The following is a 20,549-nucleotide window of genomic DNA, read 5'->3' as shown; positions in this document are numbered from 1 at the left end:
AATAGGCCTAATTAAATTGGAGAGAAGGTTTAATTAAGCCTTAGAAAAGTATGAATATGTTTAATAGGAAGCAGGAGTAACTAAGTTAACACAAATACATAATCCTATTTAGTTATGTTTAATCTGGATCCCGTATCAATGCTTCGCATTTTACGGATAACGTTCGTTTACTGCCACAAAAGAGCCTTCATCTCTTTTATATCGAACTCACGTTATTTAATACTACTCGCTTTAAGATTATTTAGCCAGCCTTGACGATGATCTTGACCCATATCTGACTGTTTCATGACATAGTGTAATAAATAGAGTCCTTTAGGTGTTTCAGTAATTTTCTGTAATTCATCTTGCTGTAAGTTAGTAGGGCTTGTTACTTGAAATTCAAAAATAATTTGCTTAGGTGTCTGTTCCCAAATAGTAATCTTAGGATTTAATCCAGCTTGTTTAAAGTTATTTAAAATAAGTTCTAAATAATCTTTAGGCGTGATTGGTTTTTGCCCATTTGGTATAAATTGGGTAGTAATAAGCTCTTTCCAGTCATCAATGTTGTCGCCTGCAGGTAAATACTCAATGGTGGTTATCGTGTTATCTTGTTTTCCCCATGCTGCTTGCCAAACTCTATTATCAAAAACTATATTTTGTTTTTCGCTATTTCTAATAGCCTCTGTAATGCTGGCACCATTAGTTTGTAATCGTTTAGTACTACAGTAAGTATCGCCTTTATAATTGTAGTATTCCACGCATTGCGGATTACTTTCTTTATTAACTTTAATTAAATCACTAGGATTAATAGAGCTATGACTTACAGATATTAAAGTTAATAAACTAAAACCAAAAATAGTTTTTTGCATAAAAACTCCCTGTAAATAAGATTTAAGTGTAGCAAAAATAACGTCTTACAAAGAGATATTTATAGCGAATTCACGTTAATTTACAGAAAATTAGCTATAGTTAAAGAAAAATAAACCACAAAATTTCTTATGATAAAAAAATTACTTTGCAGTATATTTTTTTATATTATTACTTATAGCGCTACGGCTTTTGCTGTAGTTAATATAGGGACATTACAGTTTGATCCTCCATTTGTGACTAATGGTCAACACCTTGTGGCTGCGGGTTTTGATATTGAGCTAATGACAAATATTTGTAATAGATTAGATTGGGAGTGTAAATTTATTGCTTTTAAAGATTATGATACTTTATTAACAGAGCTGATTAATAATAATATTGATTATGCTGTCAGTGGCATTGTTATTACTCCTTTAGATAATCCTAATTTACTATTTAGTATGCCTTATTTATTAAGTGCAGGTACTTTCGTAACACTAAAATCAAATACAAAACTAATTGATCTAAGTTCTTTAGCAAATAAAAAAGTTGGCGTTTTAGCTGGGCGTGGATATGGTACGTATTTGATGCAAAATGCTACTTTCAATATGACAATTGCAGAGTATCATGATCAAATGGAGTTATTTGACGCATTGTATAATGGAAAAGTTGATGCAATTTTTATGAATAATTACACGGCCATGTATCTAATGCATCGCTACCCAGATTATATAAAGCTTATTAATACCTCAATCAATTTCGCTAGCGGAATTGGTATCTTAAGTCGCGTTGATAATAAAAATAATTTAGATAAAATAAATGCACTATTAACTCAATTTGAGTCGGATGGTACTTTTGTAAAACTATATAACTACCATTTTGCTTTTTTTATTAAATAATAAAACTAACTTGTACGCCCATGGCAGTTTTTATATTTTTTATTACTTCCACAAGGACAAGGTTTATTACGAGAAATAGCAGCTTTTTTTAATTTGTTTGGTTTTAAAGAATCAGTATAAAACCATTTATTGTTAAATTTACGAAATTCACTTTTTTCATGAATAGATTGCATTTTGCCCTCTGACTCATAAGACGCTATAAATTCGACAAACTTGCAATCATCCTGCTTGACTTCAGGGTAAGTGTTAATAATTTCTAAACCAGCCCATTTAACATGTTTAGCCCAATTTTCAGCCTCCACATCATCAAAATTTATTAAAGGTTTTCCATGCATAGTTGCCTTAATATAAGCAATATTTGCTCTAGTATAGGCTGTATAGCGAGACCGCATCAATTTTTCTGGAGTAGGTGCTGACTGGCCTTGTTCAATATAAAGGCCACAGCAATCTAGATAAGGATATAATGATCCACAAGGACAAAAAGAATTCATGTTTTTTTATTATAACAAACTACAAAAGAGTATTTTAATTGAAAGAATTTTTTTAAAAAAGATCTTTAGCTAATTAAAAACTACGCAATATAATAATTTCTTTTCTTAAACAATTTCACTAAGTTAATCGTCTATTTCTTTTTACTTTTTGTCAAATATGTTTAAAAATATAATTTTAAAGAACTTATGCCACAATTTGCAATTTTTAAATTTTTTGTTAACATTTTTTGAGTTTATTGATCAATTATGGAGGATTAAATATGCCTATTATTGATAAAGCTCGTTTACAAAAAAAAGAAAAAATTAAAGTGGAAATTAATGGTGAGATTTTTAATAAAATAAACGACTATTGTGTATGGGCAAATATTAGTGATGTTGCATTTTTTATTGAAGAGGCTGCTAATTTTGTATTCGCAAAAGATAAAGAATGGAAAAAACATAATAAGTCGATAAAAAATAAACAGGCTAGAGCAGAATAGACTGATTATTTACTGACCAAAATTTGGTCAGCTAGCTATTAGCCTTAAGCTAAGTATTAACAATGGATTTATGGTACTTTAAATTCCTATAAGTATAAATTCAATTTAGGTTTGTCTTTACAATGCGTTATTATCAATAAGATTTTTCAAAAATTTCTTGACAGTCTGTGAGAGCCTCATTAAACTGCCAATCACTTTTGGGGCTATAGCTCAGCTGGGAGAGCGCTTGCATGGCATGCAAGAGGTCGGCGGTTCGATCCCGCCTAGCTCCACCACCATTAACGTTAGTTTTTGGTGGGAAAACTTAGGTCCCCATCGTCTAGAGGCCTAGGACATCGCCCTTTCACGGCGGTAACAGGGGTTCGAATCCCCTTGGGGACGCCACTTTGGCGTAGGTAAGTTTTTTTAGATTTAATAGTTTTAGGTCCCCATCGTCTAGAGGCCTAGGACATCGCCCTTTCACGGCGGTAACAGGGGTTCGAATCCCCTTGGGGACGCCAAATTAAGCCTGTGATTTATCATAGGTTTCTTTTCTCGTTGTATATCATTAATTTTTAAATGCATTTTATGATTGATGATAATCTATCGTATTAGTGACCGATGCAAAATCTATTCCTGTAGAAGATTGGGATATTGTCCTGCTATCAAGCCATCCTAAAAAAATAAGAGTAATTGGCGCTGTATATTGGAAAGCGCGTGTAATAAATAATAGTTAATTAATAAAAGCTATTGTAGGAGAGAGTTGGATTGTACATCATAATCACTTAGGCAATTTAAAAATTGCTTTGTATATTAATAGTATCCTAAAGAAAAAGAGCCTTTATTAAATTTCATTATTAAGATGAATGAGTATAATCAAAGATCCCGAGCATTTATTATGTCTAAAATGACTTTCAGGGAAGTTTATTCACAGCTAGTACAAGGTGATTTCTGTGTAAGGGCTGCAGGAAATTGGTTTGTTCAAGCAGTTAGGATGACTTATTCTGCAATGGTTAATGAGGGGTATGAAAGAACTTTAAATACTATTGCAACTTAAAAAAGCTCAACAAGCATTTGCTTTTTTTGCGCAAAACAGAGTTAAAGTTGCCCACCCTCCAGAAATTATGTAAAGAGAGCTAAATAAAATGATGGAAAAAACGAAGAAAATCAGGAAAAATTAATAAATATTGTTAATACTTTATAATGAGAAACCAATGGGCCATTTCGGCGCATAAACTTTACTTAAACCTATCTATAGTCGCTCAAAGATGACTCTTGTATTAAAACCAAAAAGCCGCTCATGCATACGATGAGCATATTCATCCGTCATATTCGCAATATAATCACATACGATTCGAAGTGCTGCCTTTTCATCTGGTGCATCTTGATATAGCTTTCTATTTTTATGATCCAAGAGAGCACTAGGATTTGAACTAATTGCTTCAAATAAACGAAGTACTACTGTCTGGCCGCCATATTCAAAGATACGCGCCTCCTGCGAGTCAATTACATGTTGATAAATACATTGTCTTAAATAATTTAATAAATCTGTTGCTTCTGGTTGTAATACAACATTGTATTTCAATAATACATTTTCAAAGCCGATATGCGTAATTTTAACGGTAGTAGCGGTAATAAAATAATTAACTATTTCACCAATAGTTTGTTTACGTTTATAAGCTTCAACAGCAAATAACGTATTTAAAAGATTATCACCAAGAATATTAAGCGGCGTCTGTTGCACTAGGGCACGAAATTCTTCATTGTCTAATTGTGAGCGATTAATTAACCCTAAATGAATGGCATCTTCTAAGTCATGAACGCCATAAGCAATATCATCAGCAATATTCATAATTGAGCAATCAAATGAACAAAAAGCAGATTCTCCATGGCTACTTGCTTCTGGCTTTTTAGCCAGCGATTGGAATAGCTCTCTATCTTTAGCACTTAAAACAGATAATAACCAATCAATTTCAGTTTGGTCAGCATCAAAATAACCTTTAGGCGGTAACCAATCATTAATGCGAATCGTTTTATTTAAAGAAAATTGTGCGGGAGGAGAGTTAAGAGCCTGTACTTTGCTGTAAGCAACAGGATACTTTAAAATTCCAAGTAGAGAACGTCTTGTTAAATCTAATCCAAAAGGGCCATAGGAATCTTCAACTTTAGTTAGTAGCCTTAAAGTTTGGCCATTGCCTTCAAAACCGCCATGATTGCGCATCATAAAATTTAAAGCCACTTCACCACCATGGCCAAAAGGCGGGTGACCAATATCATGCAATAAACAAATAACACTAATTAAATCATCATTAGGAAATAAATCAGGTAGGCCTAATATGTGATGATTCATTATAAGATTACGTACCATACTTCGACCAATAGACGCTACTTCTAATGAATGGGTAAGGCGGGTACGATGAAAGTCACCTTCATCTGTACCTAGAATCTGCGTTTTGCGTTGCAATCGGCGAAAGGCATGACAATGAATTACTCGAGTTCTGTCTCTTTCATATGGATCACGATGATCATTGATACCGCGTTGATTAATTTGGCCAGAACGGCGATGAGTCCACATAGATAATTAAATTTAATAAATAAATTAACTTTAAGTGAACTTTCTTTGACTTACAATCTATTAAAGTTTTTTTTAATTAAGCAGATATAAGAATAAGGAAAGTCTAGGGTATACCCCATCCAGATAAAGGGAGAAACAGGCTATGAATTCTCGTTTAGTTCTTTATATTATTCTCAGTATGCTAGCATCTTGTGTACGAATAACAGATACACCATATCCGCCTGCATATACTTCCGGATATAATGATATGAAGTATTACTCTCAAGTATATTCACAAGGCGTTAACTATACAGAATATAATGATATTAACGATATTAATGCGGCTAATATGTATTCTGGCCATGAAGTAAAAGTACCTGAATCTTATCATGTTGGTGCTTACCATTCACCCACAAGAGCAAAAGACCGTGATCGAAGTTGGGTGACTAGTCAAAATCCTCAAGGCTACACAATTGAAATAGCTGATGAAGAAAAGCCCGCTCAAGTTGCTAAAAAATTATATTTAGCACCCAAAAATGATCGTATGGCAGAAATTAAATACCAACGTGATGGCAGAGACTATTACAAAGGTTTATATGGCAGTTACTCAAGTAAAGAAGACGCAGAGAAAGCTTTAAATAATTTGCCTGCAGAGCTTAAACAAGGAGCAAATATAAAGGATTGGAGTTCAATTCAAAGTACGGCTGGTAATTAACGTAATTTCGACATAAAAGAGACGCAGGATCTTTTATGTCGCTAAGCGAACGTTATCGCGTAAAATGCGAAGCATTTGTACGGGATCTAGATTAAATATAACTAAATTCGACATGACCTATAGCAAATATAGTTTATATCGAATTTATGTTAATTAAGTAATAACAAATAGAGCAAGGTATGTTACTGTTTAGATGATAGGACTATCATCTAAATTAACTTAAGTTGCTTTGCTTGCAATAATAACGGTTAATTTAACTAAGCCAGAGGTTGCTGTTTTTTCTATCATGACTTGTTTTAAACTTATCGCATAACGGGTATTTAATTGCCATAACCAAGATAAAAAAATCTTATAGGGAACTGTATCAAAAGATAGTTGAATATCACCCTGGCTTGTTTGTTGTAATTGATATGGAAGTTTTTGAAAATTTTGATTTTGACTGGTTAATTCAGTGGCAATAATGCTTAACAATTTACTACTAGAGACAGCTTGTAAATGTTGATTATTAGGTAATTGTTGTTTAACTTGTTGCATCCACACTAAAGTTTCTTGTTTTTCTTTAAGTTGCTGTTCTTTCTCCTCAACAGTTGAGGTGAGTGGAGAAAATATTAATAAATAAAACAGATAAATGATGAGACAAGCAAGCCCTAATCCTACTAGCCATCTTTCCCGCTCGTTTAAATTGCTCCAATAACTTATCATAGACTAAGCTCCAAAACCCCTACAACCTGACCATCTTTAGAAGAGGCTTGCGTTTGCCGTACATTAATGCGTCTTTGTTGTAGGCTAGTTTGTAATCCTTCAAGCGAATTAAAATCATTGCTAATAACAGTTATTTGCATTATTTGATTTTGAAAACGTAATTGTTCAATTGTTGAATTGTTATTACTAAGTGTTTCTGTTAGTTCGTTTAGTAAAACCCAGAAATTATTATCCGGGTTACTCTGGCCTTTAAGTAATTGACTGATACGAAAACGAGGGCTAATAACCTGTTGTGCTTGCGGAAAAAATTGCCGATAGATGGTAGCAATCTGGCCATCTACTTCAGTTAATTTGGTATTAAGCGCGTGAATTTTAAGGCTAGTTAAGGTTAACAAACTAATTAACCATAATAGTGTCATGGTAGCCGCCGCGTAATACCATTTTTTGACTTTACTAGTAGTAGGGTTATGGCTAAGCGGTCCTTGACAAATATTAAGCAAATGACGAGTATGCAGACGTTTAGCAATCCATACTAAAGGCTCATCATGAATTAATAATGATTGCGGTATTGTTATAACTGGATTTTCATCAAAAATATAAACAGTTAGATCTGACGGTAATTGTTTGAAATAAACATTTGCTAGTTCTAAATTTAATAAACCATTAAAAGCTAAATCATCGTGAACTAATAAATTATTATTGATAAGGCAGGCTTCATTATTATCTAAAGCAAACCAATCAAGGGTAAAAGAATTAAATTGAATATTATGATCATCAAGTAGCGAAATAATTTGCGTTAAATAGCTTTTTTTACATACAACGACTAAGTAATGGTCTTGATAATAATGATGTTTATCGAAACTAAAGTGTAATTCTTCAACATTTTCGGCTAATTTTTCTTCTAAAGCATAAGGAATGGCTGCGCGAGCTTTTTTTTCTGGCAGCCAGGCTAATTCGACGCGATGAAAACTAAAATATTCTGCAGGAGCAACAACAATTATTTTTGTAGAAATGGTTTGCAATTGTTGAAGTTCTGCAAAGCTACGTTGAGCCAGTGGTGCGTCAAGAGTACCTTGTGCATTTAAACTTAAGCTTAAACAGCCTTCATCAGTTAAATATTTTATAAATAGAAAACAGGTAGACACACTCATCCTTGTTCGTTTTAACGGTACAGTATCAAAAGAAGTATACCGATAAAATTTAAAATGACCAAAATAGCTTTAAAGACTTTAATTTACATAGTTCCTTATCATAAAAACTTCTTAAATTCTCTAAGATGAATTAAACGTAAGCTGTTTTTTTCAGCGATAAAGTTGCCCATTGATGTTGTAATTCTTGAGCAAGTAAATAAACAGCAAGGGCATATTGTGGACTATTATTATAACGAGTAATAACATAAAAATTTGGATACGTAAGCCAGTATTCAGAACCTCGGGCTGTATCAAGCGCAATTAAACCAACTTTATTAGGTTGGATTTTAATTTTTGCTAATGGCTGAACACCAGCGGCTAAAAGTTGTTTAGGGGCATAAACAGCATCCTTATACGCTGTATTAATTTGCTTAACTTTAGGGCTTGTAACGCGTGCTGGTTGAGCAACCTCTTGATTTAAATTCCAACCATGTTTTTGAAAATAATTAGCAACACTAGCAATAACGGCTTGATCATCATTCATGAGATCTTTTCTAATATTTCCTGAAAAGTCAGCTGCATAATAGCGATAACTGCTAGGCATAAATTGAGGCTTGCCCATGGCTCCTGCGTAAGAACCAAAATATTGAGTAGGTGGCACATTATGTTCACGACAAAGTAATAAATATTCGGTGAGCTCTTTAGTAAAAAAGGCAGAGCGTTTTGGATAATTGAAAGCTAGCGTTGCTAAGGCGTCAAGTACCCGGTAATTTCCTTGATGTTTTCCATATAATGTTTCAACACCAATAATAGCTACAATAACACTAGCAGGGACATGATATTGCTTCTCAGCTTGTATTAGAGCTTTTTGATTTGCTTTCCAAAATTCAATACCACCTTCAATACGCTGCTGAGTTAAAAAGAGCTGTTTATAAATGTCCCAAGGCTTCTTTTCATAAGGTTTTTCCATTGATTCAATAATTTGTGGCTGAATTTGCACATCTTTTATGACTTGCACAATATACTGTTTACTAAAGCCATGTTTTTTAACCATATAATCCATAAACTTTTGCACATCAGGATGTTTAATAAGGGCTGAATCAGCATAGCTTATGTAAGTATTAAAAAAAGTAAATATGGTAAAGATCAATGCTAAGATTAAACGCATGGCAATCCTTTTTATATAAAAAGGCTATTTTATGCAAGAAATTTAGTGACAACAATGCTCCTTGTTGACTTTATTTGGATTTTATAACTTTTAAAGCGAAATACAACTTAAAACAGTCTTTCTGCAAGGCAATTAATAAGCTAGAATAGAGCTATTTTAATAATAGGTTTTTCACTTGAGCGACTTAGCGCAAATTCGCAATTTTTCAATTATTGCTCACATCGATCACGGTAAATCCACGCTGGCAGATCGATTTATACAAATTTGTGGTGGACTTACTGATCGGGAAATGGCTGAGCAGGTTCTTGACTCAATGGATATTGAGCGCGAGCGAGGTATCACTATCAAAGCACAAAGCGTCTCCTTAAATTATAAAGCACGAAATGGTAAGACCTATTTACTTAATTTTATTGATACGCCAGGACACGTTGATTTTAGTTATGAAGTATCTCGATCACTTGCTGCTTGTGAAGGCGCTATTTTAGTGGTTGATGCAGCTCAAGGTGTAGAAGCACAAACAGTAGCTGTATGTTATACAGCGATAGAGCAGAATTTAGAAGTTTTACCCGTGCTTAATAAGATTGACTTGCCGCAAGCAGAACCTGAACGAGTTATCAATGAGATTGAAGATATTATTGGCCTTGAAGCACATCATGCCATTCATGCAAGTGCTAAAAGTGGTTTAGGTGTTGAAGATGTTTTAGAAGCCTTAGTTGAATATATTCCGCCACCAAAAGGTGATACGGAGGCACCGCTGCAAGCTTTAATCATCGATTCATGGTTTGATAGTTACCTTGGCGTGGTCTCCCTTGTTCGTATTGTAAATGGGACTTTACGCAGAGGCGATAAAATTCGGGTTATGTCAACTGGCCGAGCTTATGAAACAGATCAAATAGGTGTTTTTACACCTAAACGGACGAAAAAGGATATCTTACAAGCTGGTGAAGTAGGTTATGTTGTTGCAGGCATTAAAGATATTCATGGCGCCCCCGTAGGAGATACGCTAACCCTTGAAAAATTTCAAGCGGAAGCACCATTACCGGGCTTTAAACGCGTAAAACCACAGGTTTATGCAGGGCTTTTTCCCATCAGTGCCGATGACTTTGAAGCCTTTCGCGAAGCATTGGCTAAGTTAAGTTTGAATGATGCATCGTTATTTTATGAGCCTGAATCATCAGAAGCGCTAGGTTTTGGCTTTCGCTGTGGATTTTTAGGTATGCTCCATATGGAGATTGTGCAGGAGCGTTTAGAACGAGAGTACAACCTTGATTTGATTTCAACAGCGCCTACTGTAGTTTATAAAGTTATCACTACTAAGGGTGAAACCTTAATGATTGATAACCCATCTCAATTACCGCCTACTCAACAAATTAAACAAATGTTTGAGCCTATTGTTCGAGCAAATATATTAGTGCCGAATGATTACCTAGGACAAATTATTACCTTATGTGTTGAGAGACGAGGCGTTCAAGTTAATATGACTTATAGTGGACGCCAAGTATCTGTGACTTATGACTTACCAATGAGCGAGGTAGTGTCAGATTTTTTTGACCGTTTAAAATCGGTTAGTAGAGGCTATGCTTCGCTAGACTATAATTTTTTGCGTTTTGATGAAGCTGACTTAGTAAAATTAGACGTCCTTATTAATAGTGAAAAGGTTGATGCGTTGGCCGTAATCGTGCACCGCAGTACTGCCCAGTCTCGAGGTAGAGCATTAACAGATAAAATGCGTGAATTAATACCAAGGCAAATGTTTGATGTTGCTATTCAAGCGGCGTTAGGAAGTCATATCATTGCTCGGCAGACTGTTAAAGCCTTACGTAAAAATGTTACTGCAAAATGCTATGGTGGTGATGTGTCTCGTAAACGTAAGTTACTTGAAAAGCAAAAGGCAGGTAAAAAGCGTATGAAGCAAGTTGGCCACGTTGAAATACCACAGGAAGCATTTATGGCTGTATTTCAAACAGATAGAAAAAAGTAATTACTTAAACAACTGTTGATGAACTTTTTTATTAACTTTCCTAGGTTAATTTTTTGTTAGGAAAATAAACATGAATTTTGCTTTAATATTAGTTATTCTTTCATTTGTAAGCGGTGTGATTTATTTGTTAGATATTTTGTTCTGGGAAAAGAAAAGAACACCAAATCAAAAACCAAATAAAATTATTGAGTATGCACGCTCATTTTTCCCCGTTTTTTTTATTGTATTATTACTGCGCTCATTTTTAATTGAGCCTTTTAGAATACCTTCTGGTTCTTTAGAGCCAACTTTATTAGTAGGTGATTTTTTAGCTGTTAACAAATTTGCTTATGGTCTTCGTCTTCCGGTGGTAGAGAAAAAAATTGTTCCTATTGCTAACCCAAAGCGAGGCGAAATTGCTGTATTTCGTTGGCCACCTGATCCAACCTATGATTACATAAAGCGTGTCATTGGGGTTCCAGGTGATAAAGTTGCCTATCATAACAAAGTATTAACTATCAATGGTCAAGAAATGAAACAAACTTTTGTTGAGCGGACAATAGATGAAAGCTCCGGGAAAGCTGTTGTTAAGTATCGTGAAAACCTTAATGGCGTTGAACATGATATTTATGTCCGCCCTGATATAGCCGCTTATGATTTCGACATAGAAGTTCCTAAAGGGCAGTATTTTATGATGGGCGATAATCGTGATGATAGCGCAGATAGCCGGTATTGGGGATTTGTATCTGATGAATATTTACGTGGTAAAGCATTTTTAGTATGGATGAGTTGGAATGGGAAAACAGATAGTATTAGATGGTCGAAATTAGGACATTTAATTCACTAAGGATCAAATAATGAATAAAGAAAAAGGAATTACTTTAATTGGATTTTTGCTTATAGCAGTTGTCATTGTGTTTGTTGGTATTTTGGTCATGCGTGTGGTTCCGGTTTATATTCAGAATTACGAAGTAAAAAATTCGATTAAAGCGCTTGGTAACATAAAAGGTGATGAAACAATAGACGCGGGTTCTTTAAAACAAAAATTAATGAATCAACTTTATATCAATGGAATAAATGATATTCCAGCTGAGAATATAAATGTTACACCGACTGATCAAGAGAATCGTTATCTTGTTACAGTCAAATACGATGTTATTAGGCCAATTATTTCTAATATAAACCTTTTATTTAATTTTAATGAATCGCAAGAGGTCACTGTTGATTCCCATTGATTTATCTCGACTTTGTCGAAAAATAGATTATCAATTTAAAAATATAGCTTACTTAAAGCAAGCTCTAACTCATTGTAGTGTTGGTACAACTAATAATGAGCGGCTTGAATTTTTAGGTGATTCCATTTTAAGTTTTGTTATTGCACATGCACTCTTTAATCGCTTTCAACAAGAAAGTGAAGGCCAATTAAGTCGACTACGTGCTTTTTTAGTAAAGGGTGAAACACTTGCTGAAATTGCAGCAGAATTAGGACTAGGTGATTATTTATATTTAGGACAGGGCGAGTTAAAAAGTGGCGGTTTTCGTCGTGCTTCTATTTTAGCGGACGCACTCGAAGCTGTGTTTGCAGCGGTTTATTTAGATGGTGGCATGGAAGCTTGTCAAAACCTAATTCTTAAATTATATGCTTCACGCTTAGAAAATAAAGAATTACAAACTAATTTAAAGGATGCCAAAACACAATTACAAGAATTTCTTCAAGCTAGAAAAAAACCTTTACCCGAATACAATTTAATTAGAATAGAAGGTGAAGAACATGAACAAATTTTTTATATTTCGTGTACTGTAACTGGCATTGCTAAAACTACAATAGGTTCTGGTTCAAACCGACGTAGGGCTGAGCAGGAAGCGGCTAAAGAGCTTTTACAGCTTTTGAAGAAATAAGCACAATCTGCAAAGCCTTTTTACCCAGTTTCTCCCACTTATTTTTCTTAAATTAAACTATAATTCTCGAGCAGGTAGAGATCTACATAAAAATTAATTTCAGTGCTAATTGAGGAATAGAACCCCACCTACGCGGGGATGACAAAGTACTTAACGTAGCTTTGTTGTGTGACTAAATGCCTTTCCCGCGCAGGCGGGAATCAATGTGGAAATTGGCCTCAGTGCTAATTAAGGGATAGATCCCTGCTTACGCGGGGATAACAAAGAATTTTATAGAGAAAGACATAAATTTATATCGTACAATTAAGAGAGAATTTTAAATATAAATCTTATTAAAATACTTTATTTGCGCCAATAATTGTAGTTAGTTGCTGCAAACTAGATTAAGTTCGTAATTGCCATAATGTAAGAACCGTTTACAAAAAGATTGAGGCTAACCACCTATTTCCTCTAAAAGAGAAGCAGCATTTAACCATTCTTCTTCTGCAATCAGCAGAAGCTTTTTAACCTTCTGTTGCTCTTTTAACAGAGATTGCAATCTTTCTGAGTGATTGTTTGTATAAAGTGTTTCATCAGCCAAATCATTTTGAAGAGAATTTAAACGTTGTTGGTAATTATAAGTTTCTTGTTCTAACTTCTTCAGTTTATTTTGTAAGCTCTTACGTTCTTTATAATTATTATTTATATGGTTTTCCTGAACGGCTTGCTTTTTGCCATTAGTTTTATCAGCTAGCCAAACATAATAATCATCTAAATCACCTTTAAAGGATTGGATCCGTTTATTGTAAACTAGATAATACTCATCAACAGCGCTACGTAGAAGGTGCCTGTCATGAGAGATTAAGATTAAAGCGCCTTCATAACTTTGTAAGGCAATTTCTATTGCTGAGCGCATACTTAAATCAAGATGGTTAGTAGGCTCATCAAGTAGTAAAAGGTTAGGTTTTTGCCAAACTAATTTCGCTAAAGCTAATCGTGCTTTTTCTCCGCCTGAAAAGTAATGAATCGCATTAACAGCCATATCACCTATAAAATTAAATCCCCCTAAAAAATCACGAATACTTTGTTCAGTAGCAGTAGGAGAAAGTGCCTGAATTGTTTCAAGGGGACTTAATTTAGGATCTAATTCTTCTAATTGATGCTGGGCATAATAGCCAATATTTAAATGAGCAGAAGATGAAATCTCTCCTTTAAGAGGTAGAAGATTCCCGGTAAGGGTTTTAATTAATGTTGATTTTCCTTCGCCATTAGGTCCTAATAAGCCCAAACGTGCACCTGAATTAATAATTAAATTGATTTGTTCTAGAATAGGTATATCTACTGAATAGCCAGCGGCAACTTGCTCACAACGAATCAGAGAAGAGGTAGTTTTTGGGCACGGAAAAAATTCAAAAGAGAAGGGGGAATCAACCTGTGCTTGGGCGATTACCTCCATTTTTTCAATCATTTTAAGACGACTTTGTGCTTGTTTTGCTTTGGTTGCTTTAGCTCGAAAACGATTAACAAAAGACATTAAATGATTAATTTTTTCTTGCTGTTTTGTATAAGTTGCCTGTTGCAGTGCTAACTTTTGGGCGCGTGCCTGTTCAAATCTACTGTAATTGCCTGTATAAAAAAATGTATTTTGCTGTTCGATATGAAGAATATGCGTTACAAATGCATCAAGGAATTCACGATCGTGTGAAATAACAATAATACTACTAGGACTTTGTCTAAGCCATTTTTCTAGCCAAAAAATAGCCTCCATGTCCAAGTGGTTAGTTGGCTCATCAAGTAAAATCAAATCAGCAGGGTTCATTAAACAGCGAGCAAGACTTAAACGCATACGCCAGCCACCAGAGAAACTATTGACAGGCTGTTGCTGTTCTCTAAATTCAAAGCCAAGACCATCCATAATTGCCGCAGCTTTGGCAGGTTTACTATAACCGCCTGTTTGGCTTAGCTGTTCATGGCAAGCTATTACTTGCGCATCGTTTTTTACATCTTCTGCTTCTTTTAAGCGTTGTTGTAAGAGGAAATAATTTTCATCGCCGGCGAGAACGAAATCTAGGGCAGTTTCTTCGCTATCAGGTAATTGTTGAGAAAGATGACTGATACGTAGCTGTGGATTAAGTTGACACTCTCCATCATCAGCAGTAAGTTGCCCTAAAATTAGGCTAAAAAGACTTGATTTACCACAGCCATTATTACCAACCAACCCAATTTTTTGCTTCTCGTGCAAGGCTAATGAGGCTTGATTAAGTAAAACTTTATTACCTTGGGAGAGGGTAACTTGGCGTAAAGACAACATATAAATAATGCTTAATAATAATTAAAATATTATAGCAATACTATTAACAGATTTATAGTCAATAACACTAAGGTTTAAAGTAGATAAAGGATGCTAAACTGCAGTGTTAAGGCTATAATGTAGCCAATATGATTAATAGGTTGTTTGATGAAGAGGCAAGATTTTTATTTTGATTTACCTGAGGAACTTATTGCTCAATATCCTTTAGAAAATCGTCGTGACTCCCGTTTATTATTTTATAATAGAGAAGAGCAAATCTATAACCACCATCAATTTGACCATCTTCCTAAACTTTTGAAACCTGGTGATCTGTTAGTAATGAATAATACTAAGGTTATTCCCGCTCGTTTCTTTGGTGTAAAGGAAACAGGTGGGCGAGTTGAATTTTTAATTGAGCGAATCCAAGATGATCATCATTTTTTAACTCATATCAAAGCAAGCAAAGCACTGCGTGCCGGCATGACTGTTTTCCTAAGTTCTAATTGGCAGGTGCAAATAATTGAAAAAGTTAATGATCTCTACCGCTGTCAGGTTGAAGGTGACATTGACGTTATGTTAGAAGAAATTGGTCATATTCCTTTACCACCTTATATAACGCGTCCTGATGAACTTAAAGATAAAGAACGATATCAGACAATTTATGCTGAGCATAAAGGATCCGTCGCAGCCCCTACAGCAGGTCTACATTTTGATGAAGATATTTTAACTGAATTAAAAAACCAAGGAGTAAATATAGGTTACTGCACACTTCATGTAGGAGCCGGGACGTTTAGGCCTGTGCGTTGTGATCATATCACCGACCATAAGATGCACAAAGAGCAATATGTTATTAGCGAAACTTTATGTGAACTGGTTAATAAAACGAAATCACAAGGTAAACGCGTGATTGCTGTTGGCTCAACTTCATTACGAAGCCTTGAAAGTGCAGCTCAAAAAGGTTATTTAGAGTCAGGCCAGGGAGAAACCGATATTTTTATTTATCCGGGTTACAAGTTTAAAATTTGTGATGGTTTAATTACCAATTTTCATTTACCTGAATCAACTTTATTAATGTTGGTCGCAGCCTTTATAGGTTATGAGCAGATGATGGCTTTGTATAAAGAAGCAATTGCTAAAAAGTATCGCTTTTTTAGTTATGGCGATGCTTGTTTATTATTGTAAATGGATTATGAAGATGCAAGAAAACGCTGTAAGTCACTATATTCCACTTTTATCAAGTCAGGCTGGGAGTTGCCTTACTTTTGCAAATTGGCAAAATGCTGGCGCCAAAATAGTTGCTTATCAATTAGATGAATTATTGGTAAAGCCTGGTTTACCTGTTTTGCAGAAATTAACTCATTTACAAGATTATTTAGCTTGGTCTGGGGATCTGGTTTTAAATGCTTTACTAAAGCCTGTAAATGCTAAGGGAGTGTATGAAATTCGCTCTAGTTATGATGGTCAACTTGTGCAAATTTCTGTGCTTGAATTATCTTCTTTAATCAAAACACTTAAACCAAATAAAGTTCTACTTCCTTTGGGAAGTGCACCTTATTTTAAACAGTTTTGGCAACCACTTTTAGCTGAAATTGAGCTTTACCTACATTTCGAAGAGGCCAAAGATGATATAACTACAACAGGTTATTATTATAGCTTTACAGAGCAACCCTTTGACTATCTATATAAAAATTTGCCAAAATTTAATAAGCTTTATCTTATTGGTGCATTTCAATTACACGAAATGCAACTTCTTTTGCAAAACAATTATAGTGTTCAGTCAAATTTGCCGGCAGAAGATGGTATGCAAGGCGTGTTTTATGATGAAAAGGAAAAATTTAATATCCTTGAGCAAACTTTCGAACAGGATTACCAGACACTTAAACATAATTGCCAGTGCGAGACTTGTAACAGGCAATTAACGCGAGCTTATTTACATCATTTACTACAGCATACACCGCTATTAGCACAGCGTTATTTAATACAGCATAATGTTTATTACTGTCAAAATTATCTTATTAATCAAAATTAAAGAATTGAATTGTGTCGATGCTCATTTACGTCAGCGTAAAATCCCGATATGATGTCACGCAATTTTGTTCTGCCTTATTTTTTAGGGTAACGATAAGATAGACCTTTTGCCTAATTTGATCTTTATAAAACCTTATGATGTTGTAAGGACTTTTGCAGTGATAATTTTAGTATTTTCATTTAGGTCTTATTAATGTAAAAGGAATGAATTAGGCAAAAGGTCTAATGGCAAATTTGAGGAGACCAATATGAGTTTTTTTATCACGAATGCAATGGCTGCAGCTGCACCAGCACATGCAAACCAAGCCGATGGCGCATTTCCTTTAGTAATGCTAGTTGCAATTTTTGTTTTATTCTATTTTATGATAATAAGACCGAATAGTAAGAGAGCAAAGGAACATAAAGAGCTAATAAGTAATTTAAAAAAAGGAGATGAAATTGTTACTTCAGGAGGTATATTAGCAAAAGTAGCTAATATAGATGAGCAATTTATTAGAATTAGTATTGCTGAGGGTGTAGATATTAACGTTCAACGTAATGCTGTTGTGGCAGTATTACCTAAAGGTACTATTAAAGCCCTTTAAGCTGGTAGGGACTAGACTTATGATGCATAACAAATATCCGTTTTGGAAAAATATAGCGTTAATTATTGTTGCTGTAATTGGTCTTATTTATGCTGTACCGAACTTATACAGTGAGGATCCAGCTATCCAAATATCTTCGCAAACAACAATAGATACGGAACAACTTAAACAGCAAGTAACTAATATCCTTGCTGAGGCGCAAATCAAATATAATTCGATCACTACTAGTAATGAAAGTGTTGAACTAAGATTCACCTCAACTGACACTCAATTATTAGCTCAAGATGTCCTTAAAAAGGGGTTAGGTCAAGGCTACACAATTGCTTTAAATTTAGCGCCTGCTACCCCTAGTTGGTTTAGGAAAATCAATGCTGAGCCGATGAAACAAGGCCTTGATTTACGTGGCGGCGTTCATTTTCTCTTAGAAGTTGATGTTGATAGTTTGATTAATCGCCGTTATGAAGGATTAATGAAAAATATTGGTCAAGATTTACGAGAAAAGGGAATACGTTATGCAGGTATTCGTTATTTTCCCGATAAAGGCATCAATATTATATTTCGTACCCCTGAAGCGATTGATGATGCCGCTCTTGAGATTAAAAGCAACTTACCAGGTATTGTTGTTAATAAATTAAAAGAAACAAACACACTTGTTGTTGCTTTAGCACCAACTGAGCTTAATAGTTTAAGACAAAATACCATTGAACAAACGATGAGTATTTTGCGAAATCGAGTTAATGAGTTAGGTGTTGGTGAGGCGGTTGTACAGCAACAAGGAGCGACAAGAATAGCTGTTGACTTGCCTGGCATTCAAGACGCTGCTAGGGCAAAACAAATTTTAGGTGGTACAGCAACCTTAGAATTTCATCTTGTCGATCAAGAAAATGATCCCCAGGTTGCTAAACAAACAGGTGCAGTTCCTGTTAATAGTAAACTTTATATGATGGATGGCCACCCAATTTTACTAAAAAAACAAGTAGTATTAAGTGGTGATTCAATAACTAGTGCTGTTTCTAGCTTTGATCAACAAACTGCTTCACCAGCTGTACAAGTTCAACTTGGTGGCGGTGGTGAAAGTTTATTTACCAAAATAACGCGTGAGAACATTGGTAAACGGATGGCAATTGTTTTTGTAGAAACGAAAACAGCCCTACAAACCTTAAATGGCGTTACTAAGCGGGTTTCCCATCGTGAAGAACGCGTAATTAGTGCTCCAGTTATTCAAAATGCACTAGGAAATAACTTCCAAATTACCGGCTTAACAGATTCAAAAGAAGCTAGTAATTTAGCTTTATTACTGCGCGCTGGTGCCTTACCGGCAGTTATTTATCCTGTTGAAGAACGTACAGTTGGTCCTTCACTGGGTAAAGAAAATATACGTCGCGGTATTGTATCTTTAGAAGTTGGCATGGGTTTAATTTTAATACTGATGTTAGTCTACTACCGTTTCTTTGGATTAGTAGCAAATATTGGCTTATTTTTAAACCTTGTTTTATTAAGTGCATTATTGTCCTTAATTGGTACTACGCTCACACTACCTGGTATCGCGGCCTTTGTTTTAACAGTGGGTATGGCAGTTGATGCAAACGTTTTAATTTATGAACGTATACGTGAAGAACTACGTAATGGCATGTCTCCACAAGCAGCAATTTATGCAGGTTATGATCGGGCATTCTCAACAATTATTGATGCTAATGTTACAACTTTAATTGTTGGAGTCGTGTTATTTGCGATAGGAACTGGGCCCGTACGAGGTTTTGCAGTTATCTTATCATTAGGCTTATTAACTTCCATGTTAACAAGCATTACTTATACCCGGGCTATAGTAAATTGGTACTATGGCGGACGGAATGTAAAAAAATTATCTATAGGTATTTAAGGCGAGAAATAGATGGAATTTTTTAATCCAAACTCAAAAATAGATTTTATGGGGGCAAGAAAGTGGACGGCTATATTTTCTGCCCTAATTTTCATTGTTTCAATTAGCGCTTTAGTAATTAATGGCTTAAAGTGGGGCCTGGATTTTACGGGAGGGACGCAAATCGAGGTGTCTTTTCCTGAGTCAGCTAATTTAACTGCGATTCGCGATAATCTTTATCAAGCTGGTTTTAAAGAAGCGCAAGTTATTAGCTATGGCACTTCTAAAGATGTTTTAATTAGTATTGCTCCTCGTATGAATCAAGAGCAAAGCATTTTAGTTGATAAGGTCATGAGTGCTTTACCGCCAGGGGCTATTAAGCAACGCGTTGATTTTGTAGGGCCACAGGTGGGTGAGGAATTAGCAACAAAGGGTGCTTTAGCTATTATCGTTTCTTTACTAGGAACAATGATCTATATTGCTATGCGTTTTGAATACCGCCTGGCAGTTAGTTCTGCTGTTGCCTTAATTCATGATCCCGTGTTGATATTAGGCATATTTGCTATGTTTCACGTTGAATTTGATTTAAAAGCACTAGCAGGTCTTTTAGCTGTAATAGGTTATTCGCTTAATGATACAATTGTCGTGTTTGATAGAGTAAGAGAGAATTTTGTCAAAATTCGGCGTGCTGAACCTTTAGAAATCATGAATATTTCGATCAATCAAACGTTATCGAGAACTATCATGACTTCACTGCTTACGTTATTCGTTGTTGTTGCCCTCTTTATTTATGGTGGCGAAACAATCCGTAGCTTCTCGCTTGCCTTGATAATAGGTATTATTGTAGGAACGTATTCTTCTATTTATGTAGCTGGTGCTTTAGCAGTGGGTATGGGGCTTGATAGAAAAGATTTTCTTCCTACGCAGCGTCGTGAAGTTGATGATCGACCTTAGTATATTAAGTATCGGCATAAAAGGTTAAATCCTTTTATGTCAAAAAAGTGTATCA

The 20,549-nt window shown here is 34.9% G+C and carries 20 protein-coding genes and 3 tRNA genes; 16 read left to right on the top strand and 7 right to left on the bottom strand.

The genetic code is table 11. The features are described from left to right. Positions 1-212 precede the first annotated feature (212 nt). On the bottom strand, positions 213-848 hold the full coding sequence (locus DYH30_RS09890) for a hypothetical protein (RefSeq protein ID WP_115331503.1): 636 nt from the start codon (positions 846-848) through the stop codon (positions 213-215). 129 nt (positions 849-977) lie between these two features. Here DYH30_RS09890 and DYH30_RS09885 point away from each other — a divergent pair, with 129 nt between their 5' ends. Further along, a complete protein-coding gene (locus tag DYH30_RS09885) occupies positions 978-1,724 on the top strand; it encodes a transporter substrate-binding domain-containing protein (RefSeq protein WP_115331502.1) in 747 nt (248 codons plus the stop codon). A 5-nt stretch (positions 1,725-1,729) separates the two neighbouring features. On the opposite strand, the gene DYH30_RS09880 is transcribed toward DYH30_RS09885, so the two are convergent. Next, the gene (locus DYH30_RS09880) at positions 1,730-2,215 is read right to left on the bottom strand and encodes a YchJ family protein (protein WP_115331501.1); all 486 of its coding nucleotides are present in this window, start codon (positions 2,213-2,215) and stop codon (positions 1,730-1,732) included. Positions 2,216-2,475: 260 nt separating this feature from the next. Here DYH30_RS09880 and DYH30_RS09875 point away from each other — a divergent pair, with 260 nt between their 5' ends. The 5 genes from DYH30_RS09875 to DYH30_RS17970 all read left to right on the top strand — a co-directional run bounded on the left by DYH30_RS09875 (position 2,476) and on the right by DYH30_RS17970 (position 3,730). Then, positions 2,476-2,694, top strand: a complete 219-nt coding sequence (locus DYH30_RS09875) for a hypothetical protein (RefSeq protein WP_115331500.1) — start codon at positions 2,476-2,478, stop codon at positions 2,692-2,694. Positions 2,695-2,893: 199 nt separating this feature from the next. Beyond that, a tRNA-Ala gene (locus DYH30_RS09870) sits at positions 2,894-2,969 on the top strand. A 33-nt stretch (positions 2,970-3,002) separates the two neighbouring features. After that, positions 3,003-3,078 (top strand) — tRNA-Glu (locus DYH30_RS09865). A 40-nt stretch (positions 3,079-3,118) separates the two neighbouring features. Continuing rightward, positions 3,119-3,194 (top strand) — tRNA-Glu (locus tag DYH30_RS09860). A 377-nt stretch (positions 3,195-3,571) separates the two neighbouring features. Then, positions 3,572-3,730, top strand: coding sequence for a hypothetical protein (locus tag DYH30_RS17970; protein ID WP_160116192.1), 159 nt, complete (start codon positions 3,572-3,574; stop codon positions 3,728-3,730). Positions 3,731-3,925: 195 nt separating this feature from the next. Here the strand turns inward: DYH30_RS17970 and DYH30_RS09850 are convergent, their stop codons facing one another. Beyond that, positions 3,926-5,248: an anti-phage deoxyguanosine triphosphatase gene (locus tag DYH30_RS09850; RefSeq protein WP_115331498.1), complete on the bottom strand. Its 1,323-nt coding sequence runs from the start codon at positions 5,246-5,248 to the stop codon at positions 3,926-3,928. A gap of 142 nt (positions 5,249-5,390) precedes the next feature. Here DYH30_RS09850 and DYH30_RS09845 point away from each other — a divergent pair, with 142 nt between their 5' ends. Beyond that, a complete protein-coding gene (locus DYH30_RS09845) occupies positions 5,391-5,942 on the top strand; it encodes an SPOR domain-containing protein (protein WP_115331497.1) in 552 nt (183 codons plus the stop codon). A gap of 219 nt (positions 5,943-6,161) precedes the next feature. On the opposite strand, the gene gspM is transcribed toward DYH30_RS09845, so the two are convergent. The 3 genes from gspM to mltB form a co-directional block, all read right to left on the bottom strand. After that, entirely contained in the window at positions 6,162-6,644 is a 483-nt protein-coding gene (gspM, locus tag DYH30_RS09840) for a type II secretion system protein GspM (RefSeq protein ID WP_115331496.1), read from the bottom strand. Continuing rightward, positions 6,641-7,789, bottom strand: a complete 1,149-nt coding sequence (gene gspL / locus DYH30_RS09835) for a type II secretion system protein GspL (RefSeq protein ID WP_160116191.1) — start codon at positions 7,787-7,789, stop codon at positions 6,641-6,643. Before gspL ends, gspM begins: the two co-directional genes overlap by 4 nt. Positions 7,790-7,925: 136 nt before the next feature. After that, positions 7,926-8,942, bottom strand: coding sequence for a lytic murein transglycosylase B (gene mltB / locus DYH30_RS09830; protein ID WP_115331494.1), 1,017 nt, complete (start codon positions 8,940-8,942; stop codon positions 7,926-7,928). A 175-nt stretch (positions 8,943-9,117) separates the two neighbouring features. On the opposite strand from mltB, the gene lepA reads away from it, so the two are divergent. The 4 genes from lepA (at position 9,118) to rnc (ending at position 12,801) form a co-directional block, all read left to right on the top strand. Next, a complete protein-coding gene (lepA, locus tag DYH30_RS09825; RefSeq protein WP_115331493.1) occupies positions 9,118-10,923 on the top strand; it encodes a translation elongation factor 4 in 1,806 nt (601 codons plus the stop codon). Between the two features lie 70 nt (positions 10,924-10,993). Beyond that, on the top strand, positions 10,994-11,749 hold the full coding sequence (gene lepB, locus DYH30_RS09820; RefSeq protein ID WP_115331492.1) for a signal peptidase I: 756 nt from the start codon (positions 10,994-10,996) through the stop codon (positions 11,747-11,749). 10 nt (positions 11,750-11,759) lie between these two features. Beyond that, positions 11,760-12,137 (top strand): DUF4845 domain-containing protein, encoded by a 378-nt coding sequence (locus DYH30_RS09815; RefSeq protein ID WP_115331491.1) that lies wholly within the window; start codon positions 11,760-11,762, stop codon positions 12,135-12,137. After that, on the top strand, positions 12,127-12,801 hold the full coding sequence (gene rnc / locus DYH30_RS09810; protein WP_115332549.1) for a ribonuclease III: 675 nt from the start codon (positions 12,127-12,129) through the stop codon (positions 12,799-12,801). The genes DYH30_RS09815 and rnc overlap by 11 nt, the downstream gene beginning before the upstream one ends. A 433-nt stretch (positions 12,802-13,234) precedes the next feature. On the opposite strand, the gene DYH30_RS09805 is transcribed toward rnc, so the two are convergent. Further along, positions 13,235-15,091 carry an ABC-F family ATP-binding cassette domain-containing protein gene (locus DYH30_RS09805; RefSeq protein ID WP_115331490.1) on the bottom strand — a complete coding sequence of 619 codons (1,857 nt, stop codon included), beginning with the start codon at positions 15,089-15,091 and terminating at the stop codon, positions 13,235-13,237. A gap of 147 nt (positions 15,092-15,238) precedes the next feature. Here DYH30_RS09805 and queA point away from each other — a divergent pair, with 147 nt between their 5' ends. The 5 genes from queA to secF all read left to right on the top strand — a co-directional run bounded on the left by queA (position 15,239) and on the right by secF (position 20,494). Further along, positions 15,239-16,252 (top strand): tRNA preQ1(34) S-adenosylmethionine ribosyltransferase-isomerase QueA, encoded by a 1,014-nt coding sequence (gene queA, locus DYH30_RS09800; protein WP_115331489.1) that lies wholly within the window; start codon positions 15,239-15,241, stop codon positions 16,250-16,252. Positions 16,253-16,265: 13 nt separating this feature from the next. Next, positions 16,266-17,099 (top strand): hypothetical protein, encoded by an 834-nt coding sequence (locus tag DYH30_RS09795; protein WP_160116190.1) that lies wholly within the window; start codon positions 16,266-16,268, stop codon positions 17,097-17,099. Positions 17,100-17,346: 247 nt separating this feature from the next. After that, positions 17,347-17,682: a preprotein translocase subunit YajC gene (gene yajC / locus DYH30_RS09790; RefSeq protein ID WP_115331487.1), complete on the top strand. Its 336-nt coding sequence runs from the start codon at positions 17,347-17,349 to the stop codon at positions 17,680-17,682. A gap of 22 nt (positions 17,683-17,704) precedes the next feature. Continuing rightward, positions 17,705-19,561 carry a protein translocase subunit SecD gene (secD, locus tag DYH30_RS09785; RefSeq protein WP_115332548.1) on the top strand — a complete coding sequence of 619 codons (1,857 nt, stop codon included), beginning with the start codon at positions 17,705-17,707 and terminating at the stop codon, positions 19,559-19,561. Positions 19,562-19,573: 12 nt separating this feature from the next. Then, the gene (secF, locus tag DYH30_RS09780; RefSeq protein WP_115331486.1) at positions 19,574-20,494 is read left to right on the top strand and encodes a protein translocase subunit SecF; all 921 of its coding nucleotides are present in this window, start codon (positions 19,574-19,576) and stop codon (positions 20,492-20,494) included. Positions 20,495-20,549: the final 55 nt, after the last annotated feature.

It is taken from the genome of Legionella busanensis (genome assembly GCF_900461525.1).
In the GTDB taxonomy this organism is placed as follows: domain Bacteria; phylum Pseudomonadota; class Gammaproteobacteria; order Legionellales; family Legionellaceae; genus Legionella_C; species Legionella_C busanensis.
Note: the sequence above shows the minus strand (reverse complement) of the source record. Positions and strands in the feature narration are given on the sequence as shown.